Origin of the sequence: Halobium salinum (genome assembly GCF_026586625.1) — an archaeon.
Classification (GTDB): Archaea; Halobacteriota; Halobacteria; order Halobacteriales; family Haloferacaceae; genus Halobium; species Halobium salinum.
Genome location: NZ_JAODIW010000006.1, coordinates 19,679 through 40,015 on the forward strand (window position 1 = coordinate 19,679; position 20,337 = coordinate 40,015).

General features: G+C 69.0%; 16 protein-coding genes. 5 read left to right on the forward strand and 11 right to left on the reverse strand.

The features are described from left to right. Nucleotides 1-24: 24 nt before the first annotated feature. The 4 genes from N5095_RS03515 to N5095_RS03530 all read right to left on the reverse strand — a co-directional run bounded on the left by N5095_RS03515 (nucleotide 25) and on the right by N5095_RS03530 (nucleotide 5,076). Nucleotides 25-1,647: a tryptophan--tRNA ligase gene (locus N5095_RS03515; protein WP_267621136.1), complete on the reverse strand. Its 1,623-nt coding sequence runs from the start codon at nucleotides 1,645-1,647 to the stop codon at nucleotides 25-27. Between the two features lie 28 nt (nucleotides 1,648-1,675). Further along, nucleotides 1,676-2,797 carry a tRNA-intron lyase gene (gene endA / locus N5095_RS03520; RefSeq protein ID WP_267621138.1) on the reverse strand — a complete coding sequence of 374 codons (1,122 nt, stop codon included), beginning with the start codon at nucleotides 2,795-2,797 and terminating at the stop codon, nucleotides 1,676-1,678. Between the two features lie 118 nt (nucleotides 2,798-2,915). Beyond that, nucleotides 2,916-4,016, reverse strand: coding sequence for a right-handed parallel beta-helix repeat-containing protein (locus tag N5095_RS03525; protein WP_267621140.1), 1,101 nt, complete (start codon nucleotides 4,014-4,016; stop codon nucleotides 2,916-2,918). Nucleotides 4,017-4,257: 241 nt separating this feature from the next. Continuing rightward, nucleotides 4,258-5,076: a topoisomerase DNA-binding C4 zinc finger domain-containing protein gene (locus N5095_RS03530; RefSeq protein WP_267621142.1), complete on the reverse strand. Its 819-nt coding sequence runs from the start codon at nucleotides 5,074-5,076 to the stop codon at nucleotides 4,258-4,260. A gap of 75 nt (nucleotides 5,077-5,151) precedes the next feature. Here N5095_RS03530 and N5095_RS03535 point away from each other — a divergent pair, with 75 nt between their 5' ends. The 4 genes from N5095_RS03535 (at nucleotide 5,152) to N5095_RS03550 (ending at nucleotide 10,319) form a co-directional block, all read left to right on the forward strand. Beyond that, entirely contained in the window at nucleotides 5,152-5,859 is a 708-nt protein-coding gene (locus N5095_RS03535) for an HAD family hydrolase (RefSeq protein ID WP_267621145.1), read from the forward strand. Nucleotides 5,860-5,968: 109 nt separating this feature from the next. Further along, nucleotides 5,969-6,418: a universal stress protein gene (locus N5095_RS03540; protein ID WP_267621147.1), complete on the forward strand. Its 450-nt coding sequence runs from the start codon at nucleotides 5,969-5,971 to the stop codon at nucleotides 6,416-6,418. Continuing rightward, nucleotides 6,415-8,670: an amino acid permease gene (locus N5095_RS03545; protein WP_267621149.1), complete on the forward strand. Its 2,256-nt coding sequence runs from the start codon at nucleotides 6,415-6,417 to the stop codon at nucleotides 8,668-8,670. The genes N5095_RS03540 and N5095_RS03545 overlap by 4 nt, the downstream gene beginning before the upstream one ends. 74 nt (nucleotides 8,671-8,744) lie before the next feature. Continuing rightward, a complete protein-coding gene (locus N5095_RS03550) occupies nucleotides 8,745-10,319 on the forward strand; it encodes a sulfatase (RefSeq protein WP_267621151.1) in 1,575 nt (524 codons plus the stop codon). 33 nt (nucleotides 10,320-10,352) lie between these two features. Here the strand turns inward: N5095_RS03550 and N5095_RS03555 are convergent, their stop codons facing one another. The 7 genes from N5095_RS03555 to N5095_RS03585 form a co-directional block, all read right to left on the reverse strand. After that, on the reverse strand, nucleotides 10,353-10,661 hold the full coding sequence (locus N5095_RS03555) for a DMT family transporter (protein WP_308203524.1): 309 nt from the start codon (nucleotides 10,659-10,661) through the stop codon (nucleotides 10,353-10,355). Between the two features lie 24 nt (nucleotides 10,662-10,685). Next, nucleotides 10,686-11,597 (reverse strand): ketopantoate reductase family protein, encoded by a 912-nt coding sequence (locus tag N5095_RS03560; RefSeq protein ID WP_267621155.1) that lies wholly within the window; start codon nucleotides 11,595-11,597, stop codon nucleotides 10,686-10,688. A gap of 51 nt (nucleotides 11,598-11,648) precedes the next feature. Continuing rightward, on the reverse strand, nucleotides 11,649-11,957 hold the full coding sequence (locus N5095_RS03565; protein WP_267621157.1) for a DUF7130 family rubredoxin-like protein: 309 nt from the start codon (nucleotides 11,955-11,957) through the stop codon (nucleotides 11,649-11,651). A 99-nt stretch (nucleotides 11,958-12,056) separates the two neighbouring features. Continuing rightward, nucleotides 12,057-12,365: a DUF7130 family rubredoxin-like protein gene (locus tag N5095_RS03570; RefSeq protein WP_267621159.1), complete on the reverse strand. Its 309-nt coding sequence runs from the start codon at nucleotides 12,363-12,365 to the stop codon at nucleotides 12,057-12,059. A gap of 221 nt (nucleotides 12,366-12,586) precedes the next feature. Next, nucleotides 12,587-17,002, reverse strand: coding sequence for a DNA-directed DNA polymerase II large subunit (locus N5095_RS03575; RefSeq protein WP_267621161.1), 4,416 nt, complete (start codon nucleotides 17,000-17,002; stop codon nucleotides 12,587-12,589). Nucleotides 17,003-17,024: 22 nt separating this feature from the next. Continuing rightward, entirely contained in the window at nucleotides 17,025-17,444 is a 420-nt protein-coding gene (locus tag N5095_RS03580) for a PPC domain-containing DNA-binding protein (protein WP_267621163.1), read from the reverse strand. A gap of 307 nt (nucleotides 17,445-17,751) precedes the next feature. After that, a complete protein-coding gene (locus N5095_RS03585; protein ID WP_267621169.1) occupies nucleotides 17,752-17,916 on the reverse strand; it encodes a DUF7556 family protein in 165 nt (54 codons plus the stop codon). 325 nt (nucleotides 17,917-18,241) lie between these two features. Between N5095_RS03585 and N5095_RS03590 the strand changes: the two genes are divergently transcribed. Then, a complete protein-coding gene (locus N5095_RS03590) occupies nucleotides 18,242-20,131 on the forward strand; it encodes an ABC transporter substrate-binding protein (protein WP_267621171.1) in 1,890 nt (629 codons plus the stop codon). Nucleotides 20,132-20,337: the final 206 nt, after the last annotated feature.

The window sequence follows — 20,337 nt, forward strand, 5'->3', positions numbered from 1 at the left end:
CGGTAGAACGTGCGACGCTTCTCCTCACTCCCCGTCGCCGGCAACGCCTCGCCGCGCGGCGTCGAGGTCGATGTCGAGGTCGTCGAGCAGTTCGGCGGCCTCCTCCCGTTTCTCCTGGTGTTCTTCGAGGAACTCGCGCATCAGTTCGGCGGCCTGCTCCTTACAGCCGCCACAGAGGCGCTCGCCGCCGACACACTCGTCGTACACCTCCTTCGCGAACGTGTCGTCGTCGCCCGCGAGAAGGTAGGCGTACAGTTCGTAGACGGGGCACTTGTCGGCCTCGCCGCCGAGTTCGCGCTGGAGTTCGGCCGTCTCGCGTCCGCCCGTCGTAGCGGACTTCACCTTGTCGTAGCCGTCCTCGGGGGCGTCGAGCAGCGAGATGTGGCTGGCGGGGACCGACGAGGACATCTTCCCGCCCGTCAGCCCGGTCATGAACCGGTGGTAAATCGAGGACGGGGCGATGAACCCGTACCCGTCGTGGTCGATTTCGACCGCACGGGCCAGGTCCTCGGCGGCCTCGCGGTCGAGGTCGAAGGCGTCGACGTGCTCGTCGTACCGGCGCTTCTCGCCCTCGATTTCCTCGACGAGCGTCTCGAAGGCGCCCTCGGTGGCGTTGCGGTCGAGAAAGCGCACGCGGGGCCGAAGCGGCTCCATCCCGGCGTTCTCCAGTTTCTCGACCGCCGACTCGCGGACCGACTCGGCGGCGACGATGCCCGCGGAGTCGAGGTCCACGGACGCGAGCCACTCGCCGGCTTCGCCACAGCGGGGCGTCTCGGGGTCCTCGGCGTACTCCTCGCGGGCGTCGTAGGCCCTGGCGACGAGCGGGCGTTCGGCGTCGCGGAGCTCGAAGCTCGCGTACGCCTCGGTTATCTTGAAGTAACGCATCTTCGTCGCGAGGTCGCGCGCGAGGCGCATGTGGGGGTCCTGGTCGGGGCCGACGGGGATGACCGTCGGCTTCGGACCGTCGAGTTGCGGGTAGAGGATGTCCGCCATCTGGGTGACGACCGACTGCATGTGCGACACCGACGTCTCGCCGTCGAAGCCGTAGATGGACTCGAACTCCGCGAAGCGAGCTTTCGAACCGAGTTCGAACGCGAGGTCCTGGAGTTCGCGGTTGTCGGACTGCCGGTACAGCTCCCCGTCCTCGGCGTCGAAGCCGAGCGCGAGCAGGGAGAGGAGGTAGTCGCGGGCGTGCTCGTCTATCTCGTCCCACGTCATCCCGCGAGCCGAGTGGGCTTCGAGGTCCGCGATGAGCCCGTAGGCGTCGCCGCCCTGCTCCTGGTGCCAGATTATCTCGTCGAAGACGAGCTTGTGGCCGATGTGGGGGTCACCGGTCGGCATGAACCCGGAGAGGACGGCGAACTCGTCGCCCTCGCGCATCGCCTCGGCGACGGGGCGGTAGTCCCGGTGGCCGAAGATGACCCCGCGGCGCATCAGGTAGTGGGGGTTCGGCACCTCGGGGAGGACGGCGTCGAACTCCTCGATGCCGAACTCGTCGAACAGCTTGCGGTAGTCGGAGACGGTCGAGGAACCCCACGGGTCGAGGGCGACGTCGTCGGCTCCCTCGGCTCCGGCGGCACCGCCGTCGGGCACCGTTCGCTCCTCTCGTGGTTCCTCGTCGTCGATGTCGTCGGTGTCGCGTGTCATGATAGTGAGATTCGCGTCCGCGTTCGACTCACGGCGTGAGTCGGCCGACCGAGAGCCAGTCTATGCCATCGTTCGACCCGGTCAGCGCAAAAACCATTCGCTTACGGACCCCGCCCGCCAGCCGCACGTCGAGTGCGAGGTCGCGCGGCGCGAAGGTGTGCTCGGGTGGGAGGACCCGCACGAGTGCCTCGGAGTGGCCCAGCTCCGACACCGACTCCAACTCGGCGTAGGTGCGGAAGTCGGCGCCGAATTTGAACCCGGTCTTGGGGACGACGCCGCGGTCGCGCAGTTCGACGTAGCCGCGGAGCCGCCGGTCGAAGCGGTCTCCCTCCACCTCCCGACCACGGGCGACGACCGCGTCGTAATCGGCCGAGGCCGTGCCGGCGTCGGAGTCGGCGTCGCCGCCGGCGTCCCCGAGCGTCAAGGACCCCGCCGCCGTCAGCGCCGCGGCCTCGACGAGCGACAGCTGGAGCCCCTCGCCGACGGCGTCGGCGACCGCCCGACCCGACAGCGGTTGCCCGTAGAATCCGTGCTCGTACAGCTCGCCGGGCGGGTCCCAGACGAGGACCCGGTCTTCGAGCAGGGTGCCGGTCACGCCGCCGGGTGCGGCGTAGTCGACCGACCCGTCCGGCGCGCCGCGGCTCGCCTCGAAGTAGGATATCTCGCTCTCCTCGTCGACGACGGCGAGCACCGACGATTCGCCCTCGTCGGGGAGCAGCGACGCCGCGTCGAGGGTTTCGCGTTCGCCGGCGACCCAGACGCGATGCTCGACGCCCCCGTCGGTCGGTCCCTTCCCGCGGGGGTACACCACGAGGTCGACCGCGGCGTCCCCCTCGGCCGCGTCGTCCGCCGGGCCGGGCCACGAGTCGCGGGCCGGCGCGAGGTAGAACCCCCGACCTCGGAGGTCCTTGTAGACGAGAAAGCGGAGCGCGAATCGGTCGCCGGCGGCGACCGAGTCGGCGAAGAACGCCCGGAACCCCTCCCCGTCGACCGAGTCGAGGTCCCCCCGGAAGAGGAGGTGTGCGGCCTCGATTCGAGAGAGCGCCACCCTGTTGCCGCCGAGGGGCCGGCCGTACCCCCGGGAGTCGTAGAACCGCTGGCGGGCGTCGCCGTCGACGTGGACGACGCCGTCCTCGAGATGTCCGTCCATGCTCGATAGTGGTGTGGAGCGCGGGCATAGGGACTGCGGTCCGGGGACCGCGCGGTCGAGGGGCCGGTGGTCGACTGGAATCCGCGCAGTCGACTGGCGTCCGCTCGGGCGGCCGGCGTCAGTCGAACCGGTCGGAGCGCCGCCAGGCGACCACCAGTGCGACGACCGCGAGGACGACCAACAGCCCGAGGAGCGGATTACTCGTCAGGAGGGACAGCGCGGCCGCGACGGGCCAGAACCAACGTCGAGAGCGGTCCGTGGCCGGGGCCGGGTCGGACTCCCCGCCGGCCGTCGTCTCGGTCCCGTTCGAGGCGGCGTCGGGGGGACCCGACGCGGCCGCCCGTGCGGACATGGGGACCCCGGCGGGAGGGCTCGTCTGCGGTGCCCGACACGGGTCACCACGGATTTCGGCCCCACCCAGGGCCTCGAGGGTTCCCTCCCCACAGCAGTCCTCGAGCACCATGGTCGCGCTACCCTGTTTCTCGTACGTGAGACCCCCCGCGTAGAACGGGTAGTTGGCGACGGCGTGGCAGTTCGTGTACGTGGTCTCGCCGTAGTACCCCCAGAACCCCCTGTGTGGCCCGCCGTTGAACACGCAGTTCCGGGCGTAACTCCCGTCGGTTCCCAGTCGGACCCCGGCGACGTGGACGTTCTCGAAGTAGCAGTTCTCGACCCGGACGGTTCCGCCCTGTCCGACGTTGTCGGGGCGGTAATGCTCGATGTCGGGGTTCCCCGGCGGGGAGGCGTAGATGGCGTTGTCCGTCCAGTCCTCGAAGACGCAGTTCCTGACGAGGAGGTCGCCGGAGTGTTCGGCGTGCACGAACACGGCGGTGGCCTTCGGCGCGGACGGGTCGCCGCCGAAGTAGCAGTTCTCGACGACGGACCCCCCGCCGAAGTCCTTCGCGAGCAACACCGGCTGGTTTCGTTCCGGGTGTCGACCGACGACTGCGACGTTGCGTATCGTCCACCCGCGTCCGGCCGCGTAGACGAACGCCGTCGCCCCGGAGGCGGTGATGTCGATGATGGTGTTCTCGAGGACGTCACCGTCGCCCAACTCGAAGGTCCGCGTCTCGCCGGCCGAAATCACGATGCGGTCGTACGGTTGAGACTGCTGGGCGGCCCGAACGCCGCCGGGGGCCCGCGTTAGGGAGAGCGTACCGGCGCCGAATCCCCCGACGAACTGCCGACGGGTGAACGACCCTGGACTGCCGGCCGCCATCAGCCGCACCCCCGCAGAACCGAGAGCGACACCGACGGGAACAGCGTGGAGGGACGCGCGGAGCTGGGGTCCGCTGCGCTGTCGAGACTCATATCCACCGGCGGTAGGCGGGCCACACGGTTTGTTCATCGGCCGTTACCCGACCGGGAGCCCGGTCGAGCGCCCCACCGGGGTCCCCCGTCGCGGCGGTCGGAGACCGGGCCCGACGCTTCGCTCCCGCCGTGTCCTCACTCGAGGCCCTTCACTCGTCGCCCGCGAACCGCTCGCACGTGCCGTCCAGACACCGCCTGCCCCGGGCGGTTCCGAACACCGGGAGGCCGCACGCGCACTCACCGGCGACGACCCCCGAGGGGACGCCGAAAGCCGTCTCGCAGTCCGGGTAGTCGTCACAGCCGGCGATGAGCCGACCGCCGCGACCCGTCACGATTCGGAGGTCGGAGCCGCAGTCCGGACAGCGCCACTCGCGGTCGAACCGCTCCCTGACGGCCGGGACGAGGGGGTCGCAGGCGCGGTCGACACAGAGGTCGAACCGAGCGCCGCGTTCGACGCCCATCGTCGGGAGCCCGCAGTCCGGACACGTCTCGTCGAGCACCGTCGCGCCCGAGGGGAGCCGGTAGCTCGCGTCGCAGTCGAGACAGCGCACGTCGTCGCCGGTTCGGACGAGCGCGCCGCCGCAGTCGGGACAGTCGCCGACGGGGACGCCCGCGTCGCCGGCCGGGTAGGTGGCGTCGCCGCTGACGGCGTTCGAGGTGACGCGAAGGGTCTGGTCGCCGGCGCGAGCGACGAGGCCGAACCCTTCGGCGGCACCGGTGCGGTTCTCGCCGGCCTCGGTATCGGTCTCGTCGCCCGTGTCGGCCTCGGCGGGCGCCCGCTCGATGGTCAGTTCGTCGGGTCGGGTGAGCCAGGCGACGGGCTGGTAGCCGTCGGCGTCGTGGACGAGGACGGTCCGGTCGGGCTTCACGACCACGACCACGCGCCCGCGCTGGAGCCGCGAGCGCGACCCCTCGAACTCGACGGTACAGTCGCCGGCGAACACCCGGATTGCGTCTGTGTCGGTCACGCCGCGGGGTGGTCCCGTCTCCGGCCAAGAACCTCCGCACGAAACGCTTTGAGGGAGGGCGCCGACGGTGGGGGTATGTCCGAATCCGGTCCCGAGGTGCGGGGCGAGGCAGACCAGCACGACCCGCTCGTCGCCGGCGCCGAGGCCGTCCTCTTCGACATGGACGGCGTCATCGTCGACTCCGAGGCGTACTGGCTCGCCTTCGAGGACGAGGAGCTGTTCCCGAACGCCCTCGCCGAGCCCTACCCCGACAACGAGGAGATTACGGGGATGAACTTCCGCGAAATCTACGACTATCTCGACGCGAACTACGAGGTGACGACCACTCGGGAGGCGTTCGTCGAGCGCTACCACGAGACCGCCCGCGGCATCTACGCCGACGACGTGGCGCTGATGCCGGGGTTCGTCGACCTCGTCAGCACGCTCCGCGAGCGCGGCCTGCGGGTCGGCATCGTCTCCTCCTCCCCGCCGGAGTGGATACAGGTCGTCGTCGACCGCTTCGACCTCGGCCCGTTCGACGTCGTCCGAAGTGCCGACGCCATCGACGGCCCCGGCAAGCCCGAGCCGGACGTGTACGAACACGCCGCCGCCGACCTCGACGCGGACCCGGCTCGCTGTGTCGTCGTCGAGGACTCCGCGACCGGGTCGCGAGCGGCCGAGCGCGCCGGGATGGTCGTCGTCGGCTACCGCACCGAGGTGAACGCGGAGGCCGACCTCCCGGCCGCCGACGTGGTCGTCGACGGTCCCGAGGCGCTCCGAACGGCGCTGCTCGACGGGGACTGAGAGACGACAGGGGAACCCCGAGAAACGTGCGTCACGGCGTCAGAGGCCGTCGAAGCGCCGCCAGTGCCAGCTTGCGAACCATTATACTGCAGGCAGCGCAACGGCAGGTATGGATACTTCGAGAGACGCGTCGCGGAGCGACCGTGAGCGCGACCTTCTCGCGCACGCGCTCGTCCCCGTGGCGACCGAGGACGACGCCCGGAAGACCGCGGCGGCGTTGGCGCCGTACGGCCCCGCCCGAGTGACGGTCCTCCACGTCGTCGAGAAGGGCGAGGGCGTCCCCGACAAGACGCCCGTCGAGCAGAGCGAGCAGGTGGCCGAGGACGCGTTCGCGGCGTTCCGTGAGACGTTCCCCGACGCCGAGGACCACCTGGAGTACCGCCGCGACGTGGTCGCCGGCATCTTGGACGCCGCCGACGAGGTGGACGCGAGCGTAGTCGTCTTCCAGCCCCGCGAGGGCGGCCGCATCGTGCAGTTCCTCTCGGGTGACCTCTCGGAGAAGCTCATCGACGAGGCCGACCGGCCGGTGGTCGCGTTGCCGCGCGAGGGTGGCGGATGAGCGCGGGCGACGAGGAACTCGCGAAGGACCTGGGCCCGCTGGCGGCGCTGACCATCGGCGTCGGGACGATGATCGGGGCCGGCATCTTCGTCCTCCCGGGCGACGCCATCACCGACGCGGGCTCCTTCGCCGTCATCTCGTTCGTCCTGGGGGGGGCCATCGCGCTTCTGACCGCCTTCTCGGCCTCCGAGTTGGGGACCGCCATGCCCCGCTCCGGGGGCGCGTACTACTACGTCAACCGCGCGCTCGGCCCGCTGTTCGGCAGCGTGGCGGGGTGGGCCAACTGGCTCGGCCTCGCCTTCGCCAGCGCGTTCTACATGGTCGGGTTCGGTCAGTACATCGCCAACATCCTCGCGACGTACACCGGGGTGTCGCTGTACGGCGGTCTCGGCCTCGGGCCGCTCGTCCTCACCGGCGTGAAAGTCGTCGCACTCGTCGGCGGCGCCCTGTTCGTCGCCATCAACTACGTCGGGGCGAAGGAGACCGGGAAACTGCAGAACATAATCGTCGTGATTCTGGTCGCCATCCTCGCGGTGTTCACCGTGGTGGGGTCGACTCGCGCCGACCCGGCGAACCTGCCCGCAGGGAAGGGCATCGGCCCGATGCTGACGACGACCGGGCTCATCTTCGTCTCCTACCTCGGGTTCGTCCAGATCACGAGCGTCGCCGAGGAGATCAAGGAGCCAGGGAAGAACCTCCCGCGGGCCGTCATCGGGAGCGTCGTCATCGTGACGGCCATCTACGCGCTCGTGCTCGTCGTCATGTCGGCGGCGGTCGAGCAGGGGTTCATCGCCGACCTCCCCGCCGGCCAGATCGCCGTCGTCGAGGTCGGACGGCTCCTGCTGGGCCCGGTCGGCGCCATCGCGCTGCTCATCGGGGGGCTGCTCGCGACCGCCTCCAGCGCGAACGCCAGCATCCTCGCCTCCTCGCGCATCAACTTCGCGATGGGGCGCGACCGCATCCTCTCGCCCGAAATCAACGAGGTCCACCCGAACTACGGGACGCCGTACCGCGCCATCGCCATCACCGGCGCGCTCATCCTCGTCTTCATCGTCGCCGCTCCTATCGAGACGCTGGCGACGCTCGGGAGCGTGCTCCACCTCGTCATCTACGGCCTGCTCAACATCGCGCTGATCGTGATGCGCGAGGCCGACGTCGAGGGGTACGAGCCGTCGTACACCGTGCCGCTGTACCCCATCACCCCGATACTCGGCTGTCTGCTCTCGTTCGCGCTCATCGTGTTCATCGCGCCGCTCGTCATCGCGCTGGGCGGGGTCGTCGTCCTCGGGGCGATGCTCTGGTATCTCGTGTACGCCCGTTCCCGGACGACGGAGGCGGGCGCGCTCACCGAGTACATCCTCGAGCGGAGCGAGGACCTGCCGAAGTCCGCGGTGTCGGCCGCGACCTCCGTCCAGCCCGACGGCGGCGAGTTCCGCGTGATGGTCCCCCTCGCCAACCCCAGAACGGAGAAGACGCTCATCACGGTCGCCAGCGCCGTGGCGAAACAGCGCGGCGGGACCGTCGACGCCGTCCACATCGTGACGGTGCCCGACCAGACCTCCCTCGAGTACGCCGCCAACCACCTCGACGACCACGAGAAGGACTACCACGAGGTGCTCGACGCGGCGAAGCGCGACGCCGAGACGTTCGGCGTCCCCATCGAGACCCACACCATCGTCTCCCACCAGTCGTTCGACGGCATCTTCGACGCCGCGCGCCGACACAAAGCAGACCTCGTCGTGATGGGTCGCGGGGCGGACGCCCACGGCTCGCCCGGCCGCGTCGAGAGCAAGATCGACGAACTGGCGATGGACCTCCCGAGCGACTTCCTCGTGCTCGACGACCGCGGGTTCGCACCCGAACGCATCCTCGTGCCGACCGCCGGCGGCCCCGACTCCGAACTGAGCGCCGAGATCGCCGCGCTGCTGCGACAGGAGTACGGCTCCGAGGTCACCCTCCTGAACGTCAACGACGACGTGGCGGCCGGCGAGGCGTTCTTGGAGGAGTGGGCGACGGAGCGAGGTCTCGCCGACGCCGAACTGCGCGTCGAGAGCGGCGACGTGGAGACGGCCATCCGGAACGTCGCCAGCGAGCACTCGATGGTCATCATCGGCGCGACCGAGCGCGGCCTCCTCTCGCGGCTCGTCCGCGGGTCGCTCGTGCTCGACGTGGTCGACGAAGTCGACTGCCCCGTGATGCTCGCCGAGAAGGCGCGCCCGCGCGGGCTACTCGAACGGCTGCTCGGTAAGTAGCGACCACCGCTGCGTTCCTCCCGTGCCGGCGTCGATGCGGGAGAGATTTACCCCGCCCCGCCGAACGCCCGCCAATGACCAGTGACTCGCCCCGGAACGTCCTCTTCGTCGTGATGGACACGGTCCGGAAGAGCCACCTCGGCCCCTACGGCTACGACCGACCGACGACCCCCGGTCTCGACGCCTTCGCCGAGGAGGCGACCGTCTTCGAGGAGGCGGTCGCTCCCGCGCCGTGGACGCTCCCCGTCCACGCCTCCCTGTTCACCGGGATGTACCCCCACCAGCACGGCGCCGACCAGGAGAACCCGTATCTGGAAGGGGCGACGACCCTCGCGGAGACCCTCTCCGCGGCCGGCTACGCCACCGCCTGCTACTCCTCGAACGCGTGGATTACCCCCTACACCCACCTCACCGACGGGTTCGACGACCAGGACAACTTCTTCGAGGTGATGCCCGGCGACTTCCTCTCCGGACCGCTCGCGAAGGCGTGGCGGACGATGAACGACAACGACCGGCTCCGAGCCGTCGCGGACAAACTCGTCAGCCTCGGCAACACCGCCCACGAACTTCTCGCCGGCGGCGACACGGCCGACTCGAAGACGCCCGCCGTGATGGAGCGCACCGCGGGGTTCATCCGCGACGCCGAGGACGCCGGCGACGACTGGTTCGCGTTCGTCAACCTGATGGACGCCCACCTCCCCTACCACCCGCCCGAGGAGTTCGCCGAACGGTTCGCCCCCGGCGTCGACTCCACCGCAGTGTGTCAGAACTCGAAGGAGTACAACTCCGGCGCCCGCGACATCGACGACGGGGAGTGGGCGGATATTCGAGGGCTGTACGACGCCGAAATCGCCCACATCGACGCCCAGCTCCGGCGCCTCTTCTCGTGGCTGAAGGAGACCGACCGCTGGGACGACACCGCGGTCGTCGTCTGTGCCGACCACGGCGAACTGCACGGCGAACACGACCTCTACGGCCACGAGTTCGGGCTGTACGACCCGCTCGTCAACGTCCCCCTGCTGGTCAAGCATCCCGCCCTCGAGACGGGTGAGCGCCGCGAGGACACCGTCGAACTCGTCGACCTCTACCACACCGTGCTCGACTCCCTCGGCGTCGAAGGCGGGACGCCAACCGAGGAGGGCGACGAGGCGGTCGCGCTCGACCGCACGCGCTCGCTCCTCTCCGCCGACTATCGTGAGTTCGCCACCGTCGACGACGTAGACCGCGACCCCGGACAGGTCGGCGGCCCCGACGGCGAGTACGGGTTCGTCGAGTACTCCCGTCCCGTGGTCGAACTCAAGCAGTTGGAGGAGAAGGCCTCCGCGGCCGGGCTGACGGTTCCCGAGCAGTCCCGGTTCCGCTCCCGGATGCGCGCCGCCCGCCGACCGGACGCGAAGTACACCCGCATCTCCCGAATCGAGGACGAGGCGTTCGCTCTCGACGACGACCCCGACGAGGAGCGCAACCTCGCGGGGGAGTTCGAAGACCACGAGGCGCTCCGGGAGACGGAGGCGGCCCTCGCTCGCTTCGAGGAGGCGGCCGGCGGCGCGTGGGTCGGCGAGGAGGAGGGCGAGGCGACCGACGAAGCCGTCCAGGAGATGGACGAGGAGGCACAGGAGCGCCTGCGCGACCTCGGGTATCTGGAGTAGTCCAACGTCGGCGGTCGGTTCCTTCCTCCCGAGTCACGTTCCCGAGGTAATCTGGAGCCCCGCGACGCCGGCGACGACGAGACAGATACAGCCCAACCTGATTGCAGTCGCCGGCTCGTCGAAGAGGTAGATGCCCAGGAGGGCAGTACCGACGGCGCCGATGCCCGTCCACACCGCGTACGCCGTGCCGACGGGGAGCGTCTCGACCGCCCGCGCGAGCAGGAGGACGCTGACGGCCATCGCGCCGACCACGACCGCGGTCGCCCGGAGGTTCCGGAAGCCGTCGGCGTACTCCAGGCCGACGGCCCACACCGTCTCGAACAGCGCCGCGACGACTAACACCAGCCACGCTCGGCCGACCACGGTTCAACGCACCCCCGCGCCGCGCTCCCACGCCCGAAGCAGCCGCGTCAACGTCCGGTTCGTCGGCACCCCGACGTCGTGGCGTTCGGCCCGGTCGACCACCGCACCGTTGAGCGCGTCCACCTCGGTTCGGCTCCTGGACTCCACGTCCTGTAGCATCGACGACCGGTTCGTCGCGGTCGCCGACGCGACCCGCTCGACGGCCGCCCTAGCCTGTCGGTTCGACAGCGGGACCCCCTCGGCGCGAGCCACTCTGGCGGTTTCGTGGGCGGCCTCGCGGGCGAGCCGCGGCGCGTTCTCCCCCTTCCCGGGCGGGTCGCCGCCGACGAGGGCGCCGTTCTCGACGCGGCAGAGTGCGGTGGTCGCGTTGATTCCCGCGTTGACCGCCAGTTTCTCCCAGCGTCTGCGGGGCATGTCGCTCGCGACGAGCGTCCGTACGTCCGCGGCGCGGAAGGCGCGGCCGACGCGCTCGGCGACGGGGTCCGGCCCGCGGTCGAGTCCGCCGACGACGACGCGGCCGACGCCGGTGCAGTCGACGAGGCCCGATTCGCGCAGGCGTGCGCCGTAGGAGGCCGTACCGGCGACGACCGGCGCGTCGAGTTCCGCGAGCCGCTCCTCGGTGAGCCCGTTCTGGAGCGAGCAGACCGCGCCGTAGTCGCCGTCGGCGAGCGCCTCGACGGCGGCCGCGGTGTCGTAGCTCTTCACCGTCACGAGGACGAGGTCGGCCGATTCGGGAGCGGTCGTGTCCGCGTCCGGGTCGACGTCCGCCTCGACCTCCCCCTCGATTCGGAGGCCATCCTTCCGGACCGTCGAGACGTGCGGGTCGCGGCCGACGAGCGTCACGTCGTGTGCGCGGGCGAGGAGGCCGCCGAGGAGACTCCCGAGGCTCCCGGCGCCGAAGACGACGATGTCCATGGACGTCGCTGGACTGCGAAGCTGAAAAAGTCGGCAGGTTCCGGCGCCCGGTCAGTCCTCGGTCCAGTAGTACAGCTCCTCCTTGCCGGCGCCACAGCTGGGACACTCCTCGGGGAGCGAGTGGATGCGACCCATCTCGCCACACTCCCAGCAGCGCCACATCAGTTGCGCCTCGCCGAGTTCGCTACTGGACAGCGTCTCCTCGTGGAGTGACTCGACGTTCTCGTGGACGCGGACGTAGAACCCGGCGTCGTCGAACCCGCGGATGACGCCCAGCTCCGTCCCGTCCGTGTCGAACACCGCCTCGCCGAGTTCGAGGTCCTCGAACGCCTCCGCCGTGCCGCCTTCGCTCTGAGCCATGTGTATTGATACCATCTGTCGGGGCAAAAACCGTCGCATCTGTTCGGTGGTCGACCGGTTCCCGCGAGGACGAGTTCCGGGAGGCGGCCCCGTGCGCGCTCAGTCCTCGGTCCAGTAGTAGAGTTGCTCCTTCTCGACGCCGCAGTTGGGGCAGGTGTCGGGGATGTCCGGTGCGTCGCCGAGGTCGCCCATCTCGCCGCAGTTCGAACAGCGCCACATCAGTTCGGCCTCGCCGAACTCGTGGCCGGCGCGCTCGTGTTCGACCGAGAGCGAGACGATGCCCTCGCGAGTCGTCACGAAGAAGCCGTCCTCGTCGAAGCCGCGGACGCGACCGACGGGGTCGCCGCCTTCCGTGTAGAGGGTGGTGCCGATGGTGACGCGACTCTCCTGGGGGTCGTCGGAAGACATGGGTCGATGGACGCGCGCCGAGGAGAAAAAGCCGCGTGGGGGTCGGTGGCGAACCCCTCCGTTTCGGGTCGAGATAACTGACTGTTGGTGGTGAGGTGTGCTGGAGTGCAGCTCTGTTGTCGACCGCAAGCGAGGCCGGAGGCCGAGCGAGCGGGGATTTTTGGTCGAGCTTTTTGCGCCGAGCGGTGGCCGAAGGCCACCCGAGGCGGGAAAAGGTCGGTCTACATGAAGTCGGCAATGCCGCTCTGCTTGTTCTTGTCGTTCTCGAACACGGATTCGAGGCTCCTATCCAGCACTTCGAGGCGCTGTTTCGTGTAGGGCCGGCAGTCGAACTCCTCGGCCACCTCGATGGCGGTGTCCATGTACTTGTTCACGGACCCTTGATGGACGGTGAGGTTGACCCGGCCGCCACACTCCCGGCAGTCGCCGGTGAGAGGCATTCTTCTATATTTCTCCCCGCAGTCGAGACAGCGCGTCTCCTGGCGGGAGAACGCGCGGAGGTTCCCGATGAGGTCGGGGAGGAAGTGGTACTCGATGACGCGCTCGGCCACGTCGGTCTCGTCGACGGCGTACAGCTTTCGGGCGAGCGCGAGCTGGGCGTCCATCTTGTCCATCATCGACCCGAGCGTCTTATACGCCGAGAGCGCGGGGCCGAGGTGGATGTCCGTGGTGTCGTGGCTGTGGACGAAGTCGGTGTACTCGCGGTCGGTGCCGAGGGTCTCCTCGGCGATTCGCATGCAGTCTTCCACGTCGTCGGGGTCGGCCATCTCCCGGGTCGCCTCGTAGAACTCCCGCGGGTACTGGCGCACGATGTCCATGTTGTGGGCCTCGTCGTCGATTTCGGACGGGTCGATGCGCGAGGACATCACGAGCGGGGCGTCCATCTGCCCGCCGCGCTTGTCCGGGAGGAACTCCTTCGAGAAGTTGAGCAGGCCGTCCATCAGGAGCATCACGCAGTCCTCGTCGCCGTCGCACTGCCCCGAGTAGAGGCCGTCGGCGACGAGCGTGTGGTCCTCGGCGACGGTGAGACAGTAGACGGCGTCGAGGTCGTCGGGCGCCGGGACGAAGTCGACGCCGACGACTTCGTCGAGGTCCAGTCTGCCGGTCGGCGTCGAGACGCTGGTCGTCGCCTCCGAGTGCGACACCTCCATCGCCCCACCGTCCGGGAGCGCGGTCCCGGCCACGGCAGAGCCGCCGCCGGGCGCCTCCGTCGGCAACGGGATGCGGTCGCCGATGCCGAGTTCGCGGGCGTCACAGCGCCGGATGGGAGCGGCGTCGTCGTCGTCGGCCGAGCCGTCCCCGACCTCGCCCTCTGTCCTGTCCCACTTCACCATCGTGTGTCGGGGGGTGACCGTCAGCGACCGACCGGTCGCGGTCTCGACTTCGACGAGGAAGTCGGGTGCCGGATGTTTCGAGACGGCGTCGACGGGGCGGACGGCTTCGGTCCCGTCCGGTCCGATAGCGGGGACGGCGAGGCCGTCGTCCGCGTCCAGTTCCTGCACGAGGGTGCCGAAGTCGTCCTCCCGGGGGTCGTCCAGGCGGGACTCCACGAGGCTCGCGACCGACTGCTCGCGCCAGTCGGTGTCGTCGCCGCCGTCCGTCCCGTCGGTCTCACGCACCCGAACTCGGGTGTCCGGGTGGAAGCAGTTCCGGCGCTTGGCGGCGTGGAAGTACGGATGGGCGTAGCCGACGGCGGCGCTGGTGAACCCGACGACGCGCCCGACGACGGCCGCGGACGTGTGCGGCGCCATCCCGAAGACGAGTTCGCCGACGAGTTCGTCGCGCTCCTCCACGTCGTAGAACGCCGGCAGGTCGTAGAAGCGTTCGAGGAGGTCGTCGACGAAGTTCGCCGTCTTCAGCATGTGTTCTGCCGCGCCGTCCGAGAGCACGATGTCCTGTACCTTCAGTTCGACCAGTTGGTCGTCGTGGCGGAGGGGTTCGCCGTCGATGTCGGTCTCGTAGCCGAGCCCTCGGAAGTGCTCCGCCGTCACGTCGAGTTCCTCGGGGCGGACCGACGTGACCGGGAGGTCGGTCATGTCGTAGCGGACCGTCCCGTCCTTGAACGACGTGACGCCGTGTTTCGCCCGGAGGACGCCCTTCTCGATGGGTTCGGGCGTCTTCGTCGCCGAGGTGAGCCCCTTCACCCCCTTGAGTATCTGGAAGGCGGCCTCGCGCTCGGAGACCGCGTCGAGAGCGCCGCGCAGTTCCGCCCCGAGGTCGACGGTGTGCCAGTCTGGGCTCTCGACCTCCCGCTCGCAACGGGGACACTCGACGCGGCCGGACTCGTCGGGTTCGGCGACGCGGTCGCACTCCTCACAGACGTAGTGCGGCTCGGTGTGCGCACCGCAGTCGGGGCAGGCGTTCTTGTACGTTTCCGTCCCGCAGTCGCCGCACTTGCGCTCGCCGATGAGCACGTCGACGATTCCCCGTCCTTTCTCGCCGCGGTTGCGGGCAGCCTCGGCCACGTCGCGCTGGCTCCCGCCGGCCTCCGCGATGGGGAAGAGGGTGTGGACCGCCGGCGAGAGGTCGCGAGACTCCGATTTCTCCGGGCGACCCATCCGCGCCCCGATGCGGGTCGGCGCGCGCTCCCGGACGGCGAAGGGTGCGACCGCCTCGACGGCCTTCATCGCGTTGTCGCCGCCGTCCCACTCGCGGGCCTCGGCGGGGAGGTCGTCGGCGCTCCACGTCTTTCGGAGTGGACCGTCGACGGCGAGGTCGGCGCCTTCGGTCGCCCCCGTGGGCTCGTCGGCTACTGGGTCGATGCCGGCGGCTTCCTCGTCGTCTGCGTCGTCCGCGAACTCGACCGCGCCGCCGTCCGCGACTGCGTCCGAGGCGCCACCGTCCCCGCCGGCGTCGGCCTCGACGACGCCGAGCGTCCGCACGAACGGTCGCCAGTCCGGCACGCGGAGGGTCTCCTCGGTCTGGCGGTGTTCGACGAGGAGCACTTCGAGTGCGCGCCGAGTCTCCTCGGTGTTGTCGAGGACGAGGACGCCGTCGGTGCCCGTGGCGGTGCGGTCGTCCTCGAGTTCGCCGGCCGCGACGGTCTCGGCGAGCGCCTCGAAGCGCTCGACCGGGACGTCGTGCCAGCAGTAGGTGTATGCCGGATGGAGCGGGGCGTCGTACTCGCTCACCCACTCCAGAGCCTCGGCGGCGCTCGGGTTCTCGAGGTCGACGGTCGGCGCGTCCCGGAGCGCCTGCACGTCGGCGCCGGCGTGGTCGAGGTCCTGTTCCCACCACTCGACCGTGTAGGAGGCGGGTGCGAGCGGGTGGTTGTTCTCGACGAACTCGCCGTAGTTGACGAGGTACTCGCCGAGGTCGAGAATAGCGTCGACGCCGTTTCTGACTTCGAGAGCCTCCTCGGGGTCGTCGATGCGGCGCACGTCGCCGTTTGCGAGTTTGACGGTCGGCCCCTCGATGGAGTCGACGGGGACGACCCCCGCCGCCTTCCCGGGGCGCTCGGTCTTGATTTGGGTCCCGGTCGCGAGGAAGTCGTCGACGAGGTGCATCGTCGCCGGGTGGACCCCGGCGGTCGCGAACCCGTGGTTGCGGGCGCGGCCGTACCGCAGACGGAAGCCACCGGCCTCGCTGGGGTGGCCGAAGACGGGGCGGCCGGCGATGAGGTCCCGCAGGAACTTCGTCGCGGGTTCGACGCGGGGCGGACCGGCGGGTTCGGTCGACTCGTCCGCGCCCGGTTCGTCGCCGTCGCCATCGGCGTCGCCCCCGTCTTCGGCTTCCGCGTCGTCGCCGTCGCCGTCGGCGTCGCTCCCCTCGTCTGCGGCCTCGTCGCCGCCGTCGTCGTAGTACGTGCCGTCGATGAGGTCCTGGAGCCACGGCCAGTCGACCTCGTCCAAGTTCTTCGTGTAGCGCTGAATCTTCGGGGCCTTGAGGGCGATACCCTCGGCCATGACGAGACACATCCCCCCGCGGGCGTTGTTGGTGTCGACGCGTTCGAGGTCCCGAAAGCCGGAGACCTCCTCGTCGCCCGTCGCCTCGCCGTCCAGCATGATGGGCATGTGCTTCGCGATGAACTTCGTCTCCGTGTCCTTCGGCGTGTACTGGAGGCCCGTCTCCTTGTCGTAGAGGGCGACCTCCTCGGCGTAGCGCTCGATTTCGTCGTTTCGGGCCTCGAACTCCTCGATGCCCAGCAGGGATCGGGCGTAGTCGGCGACGAGTACCGACAGGGCCTGTGCCGTCCCGCCGGCGGAGCGAATCGGGCCGGCGTAGTAGACGTTGACGAACTCCGTGCCGTCGTCGTTTTCGAGCAGTTCGACGCGGTCGATGCCCTCGATGGGCGCCGCGACGACCCCCTCGGTGAGGAGGGCGACGGCGGTGCGGACCGCACCCTCGACTTTCCCCTCGCGGGAGTCGTAGTCGCCGACGGTCCCCTCGACGAAGTCGGTGACGAGTTCGAGGGCGGCCTCCTCCCGGGACATCTCGCCTTCGAGTTCCCGCACGCGCTCGGCGACGCCCTCGATGCCGAGGATGTTCTCGACGCGGTCGGCCATGTCGACGGCGACCGGAATCTCCACCTCGGTCTTGGGGTCGCGCCCGCGGTCTTTCGCCGCCTCGGCGAGGTCGAACGCCTCGTCGAGGCGGGACTCGATGCGCTCGAAGTACCGCTCGTCCTCGTCTCTCATACCGTGCCCACCACCGTCACGGCTAGAGCCAGAGGTCGAGGTCGGTCACCTCGTCGTGTTCGCGTGTGAGCGGCTCCTCGAACGCGCGGAGGTACACCTCGCCGGCGAAGACGGTGCCGGCGTCGAGGTGACCCGCGAGCGTCTGTCCGCTCTCGCGCGAGAGAACGGCGTGAGTGTGTGCGAACGGCTCGCCGTCGAGCATGGCGACGTTGCCGACGCAGGAGGCGACCTCCAGGGGTTCGTCGAAGGAGACCGAGCGGTACTCCTTGTCCGATTGGTCGTAGTACCAGACTTCGGCGTCCTGCACGGCACCCATCCCGACGAACCAGGCGGCCTCGACGCCCTCGCGGGCGGCGAACTCCTCTACCTCCTCGCGCCAGTCGGCACCGTGGTCGAGGCTCGCGAGGAACTCGCGACTCGTGACGACCTCCCGTGAGTTCATACAGCGGGGAATGGGAGACGGCGATAAAAGTCTGCGGGGATGTAACGACACCGCGCCGCGACGGCCGGAGCTCGTCTCCGGCGTACTCGCCGACGTGGTGGGGTGTGAACGACCGAGCGCCGTGACGGTCGCCGTCCCGTCGGCGACCGCATCACCGACGCGGTGGGGTCTAAACGACACCGCGCCACGAGGGCCGGCGGTTCGTCTCCGGGTACTCGCCGTCACGAAGGCGTAGACGGAAAAACGGGCGTCGATGGCGGTAAAGAGGTAGGAGTGACCAGGCGGGCGGCTCCGAACCGGACCGGGGTCACCGCCAGTCCGAGAGTCGCGGGACGGCGTCGGCTCGCGCGGAGACCCACGCGTCGTCGCGGCTCACGTCGGCGATGACGAGTTCGCTCCGACCGGGGGCTGCGTCGACCGAGGCCATCACCTCGGCGTCCACCCCGTCGACGGCTGTGGCGTCGGGTGCCATGCATGTGATGTTCTCACAACCCTACATAAGCCCACCGAAACGGCAGCACGGTGGAGAGCGAGGTCGGTCGAGTTCGGCGGGTCGCCCGCCGACCGGCACAGACGACGTGCGCCGGCGGTAGCGGGGGAGACTGTACCGGACCTAGACAAGCCGTATCGCGTGAATGGTTGACAGTAAAATCCGTATTTTAGCTTACGACGGATACTTGACCGATAATCGCGGATAGACTCGTCATGGTGTCTCACACCACGGGTGAACCGGCAACGTGCGTCGATGGGGAAAATACGGTACATTTAACCATAGCGGTTCGGAAGGGGAGGCTGGGATGACAGACCGTAACAACGTCTCTCGGCGCCGCTTCCTGCAGGCGACCGGTGGGACGGCAGCTGCTGTCGCGATCGCCGGGTGTACCGGTGGGAACAACGAAGGCGAGGGTAACGGTACCGGCGACGGTACCCAGGAGACCACCACGACGTCGGGCAACGAGTCCACGACGACCGAAGGTGGCGACTCCGGTGGCGACAGTGGCGGCAACAGCAACATGCTGCAGCTGGCGAACTCGACGATGACCACCCTGGACCCCGTGGCCGCGACCGACACGGCCTCCGGGCGGGTCATCCAGCAGATTTTCAACTCCCTGATGAACTACCCGAACGGGGAGACCAGCGTCGAGAACCAGCTCGCAGAGAGCTACGAGACCTCGAACGACAACAAGACGTACACGTTCACGCTCCGTGAGGGCGTCACCTTCCACAACGGGGACGAACTCACGGCGCAGGACTTCGTCTACTCCTTCGAGCGCCTCGCGGGGTCGCCGAACTCCAAGCGCTCGTACTTCATTCTCGACTCGCTGGGCGTGACCCACGAGACCGAGGACGACGGCGAAGGCGGCCAGACGTACTCCGCCGGAACGCTGGGTGTCGAAGCGGTCGACGACATGACCATCGAGATGACCCTCGAGAAGGCGTTCCACTCCACGCTGGAGATGCTGGCCTACACGTCCTTCGCGGCGATTCCGCAGGGCGCGGTCGGCGAGACGCCCGCGGACGAGATGGGAAGCGGCGGGAACCCGACGCAGGCCTACAACGAGTTCGCGACGAGCGCCCCGGTCGGCACCGGCCCTTACGAGTTCTCCACGTGGGAGCAGGGGACCGAGGCCGAGGTCACCGCCTACAGCGACTACTACGGCGAGGTCAAGAACGGCGGCGTCCACTGGCAGATCATCGAGGACAGCCAGGCGCTGTACAACTACGGGCAGAACAAGAACTCGGACATCGTCTCGATTCCGTCCTCGCAGTACGACCCGAGCAAGATCAGCATCGAGAACGAGGACGACAGCGGGCGGAAGTTCGGGACGTACGGCCCGATGCGTAACGGCACGACGGCCAACTACTTCTCGACCCCGCTGCTGCTGACGTACTACGTCGGCTTCAACATGGAGAAGGTGGAGAAGCCGGTCCGGCAGGCGTTCGCCTACGTCATGAACCAGCAGACGATGGTCGAGCAGGTGTTCAAGGGCCGCGGCGCCCCCGCGTACCACCTGACCCCGCCACCGGTTTACCCCAACGGGAACTACAAGCAGCACGCCGAGGAGAGCTACCCGTACGGGTACAACCAGTCCCAGGTGGACCAGGCGCGGCAGGTCATGGAGGAGGCCGGCTACGGGCCGGACAACATGTACGAGGTCCAGTGGACCCAGTACGACTCCACGACCTGGGAGGAGATGGCGAAGATCCTCCGCGACCAGCTGCAGGCCGCCCACATCAAGATGAACATCGAGAAGGCGCCGTTCTCGACGCTGCTCCAGCGCGGTGGCAACGGCAACCTCGAGGCGTACACCCTCGGGTGGATCGCCGACTGGCCGGAGGCGGACAACTTCCTCCAGCTCATCAACCCGCCGCAGACGGACACCTCGCAGGCGGACGCCATCTCGTACCTCAACTGGAGCTCCGACAACGGCGACGCCGCACAGCAGGCGACCGACGCCTGGGAGACCGTCTCGAACAACCTCGCGCCGACGGACTCGGCGGCGCAGGCTCGTAACGAGGCGTACGTCCAGATGGAGGAGGCCAACTGGGAGGACGTCGGCTTCCTCAACGTCTACCACGGCATCGGCGAGCGCTTCTGGTACGACTGGCTCGACATCGAGCCGTACGGCGGCATGGGCGGCAGCCGGCAGATGTACAACAACGCGACCGTCGGCGACCGGCAGTAACGCCGAGCGCCGACCCGCGCGGTTCGTTCTTTCTTTCACGGTGACCAGCAACCGCCGTATCGGGCGTCGTGATGGGTGTTATCACGGTTTTACTCTTCGCGGGATTCATGTGCCCCGTCCTGGTTGACCATGATAGACCGTGTCCGAGAACGTTCAGCGTGGGCAAAGGTTGCATGAAGCAAAACGGAAGACATAACCATGATTGT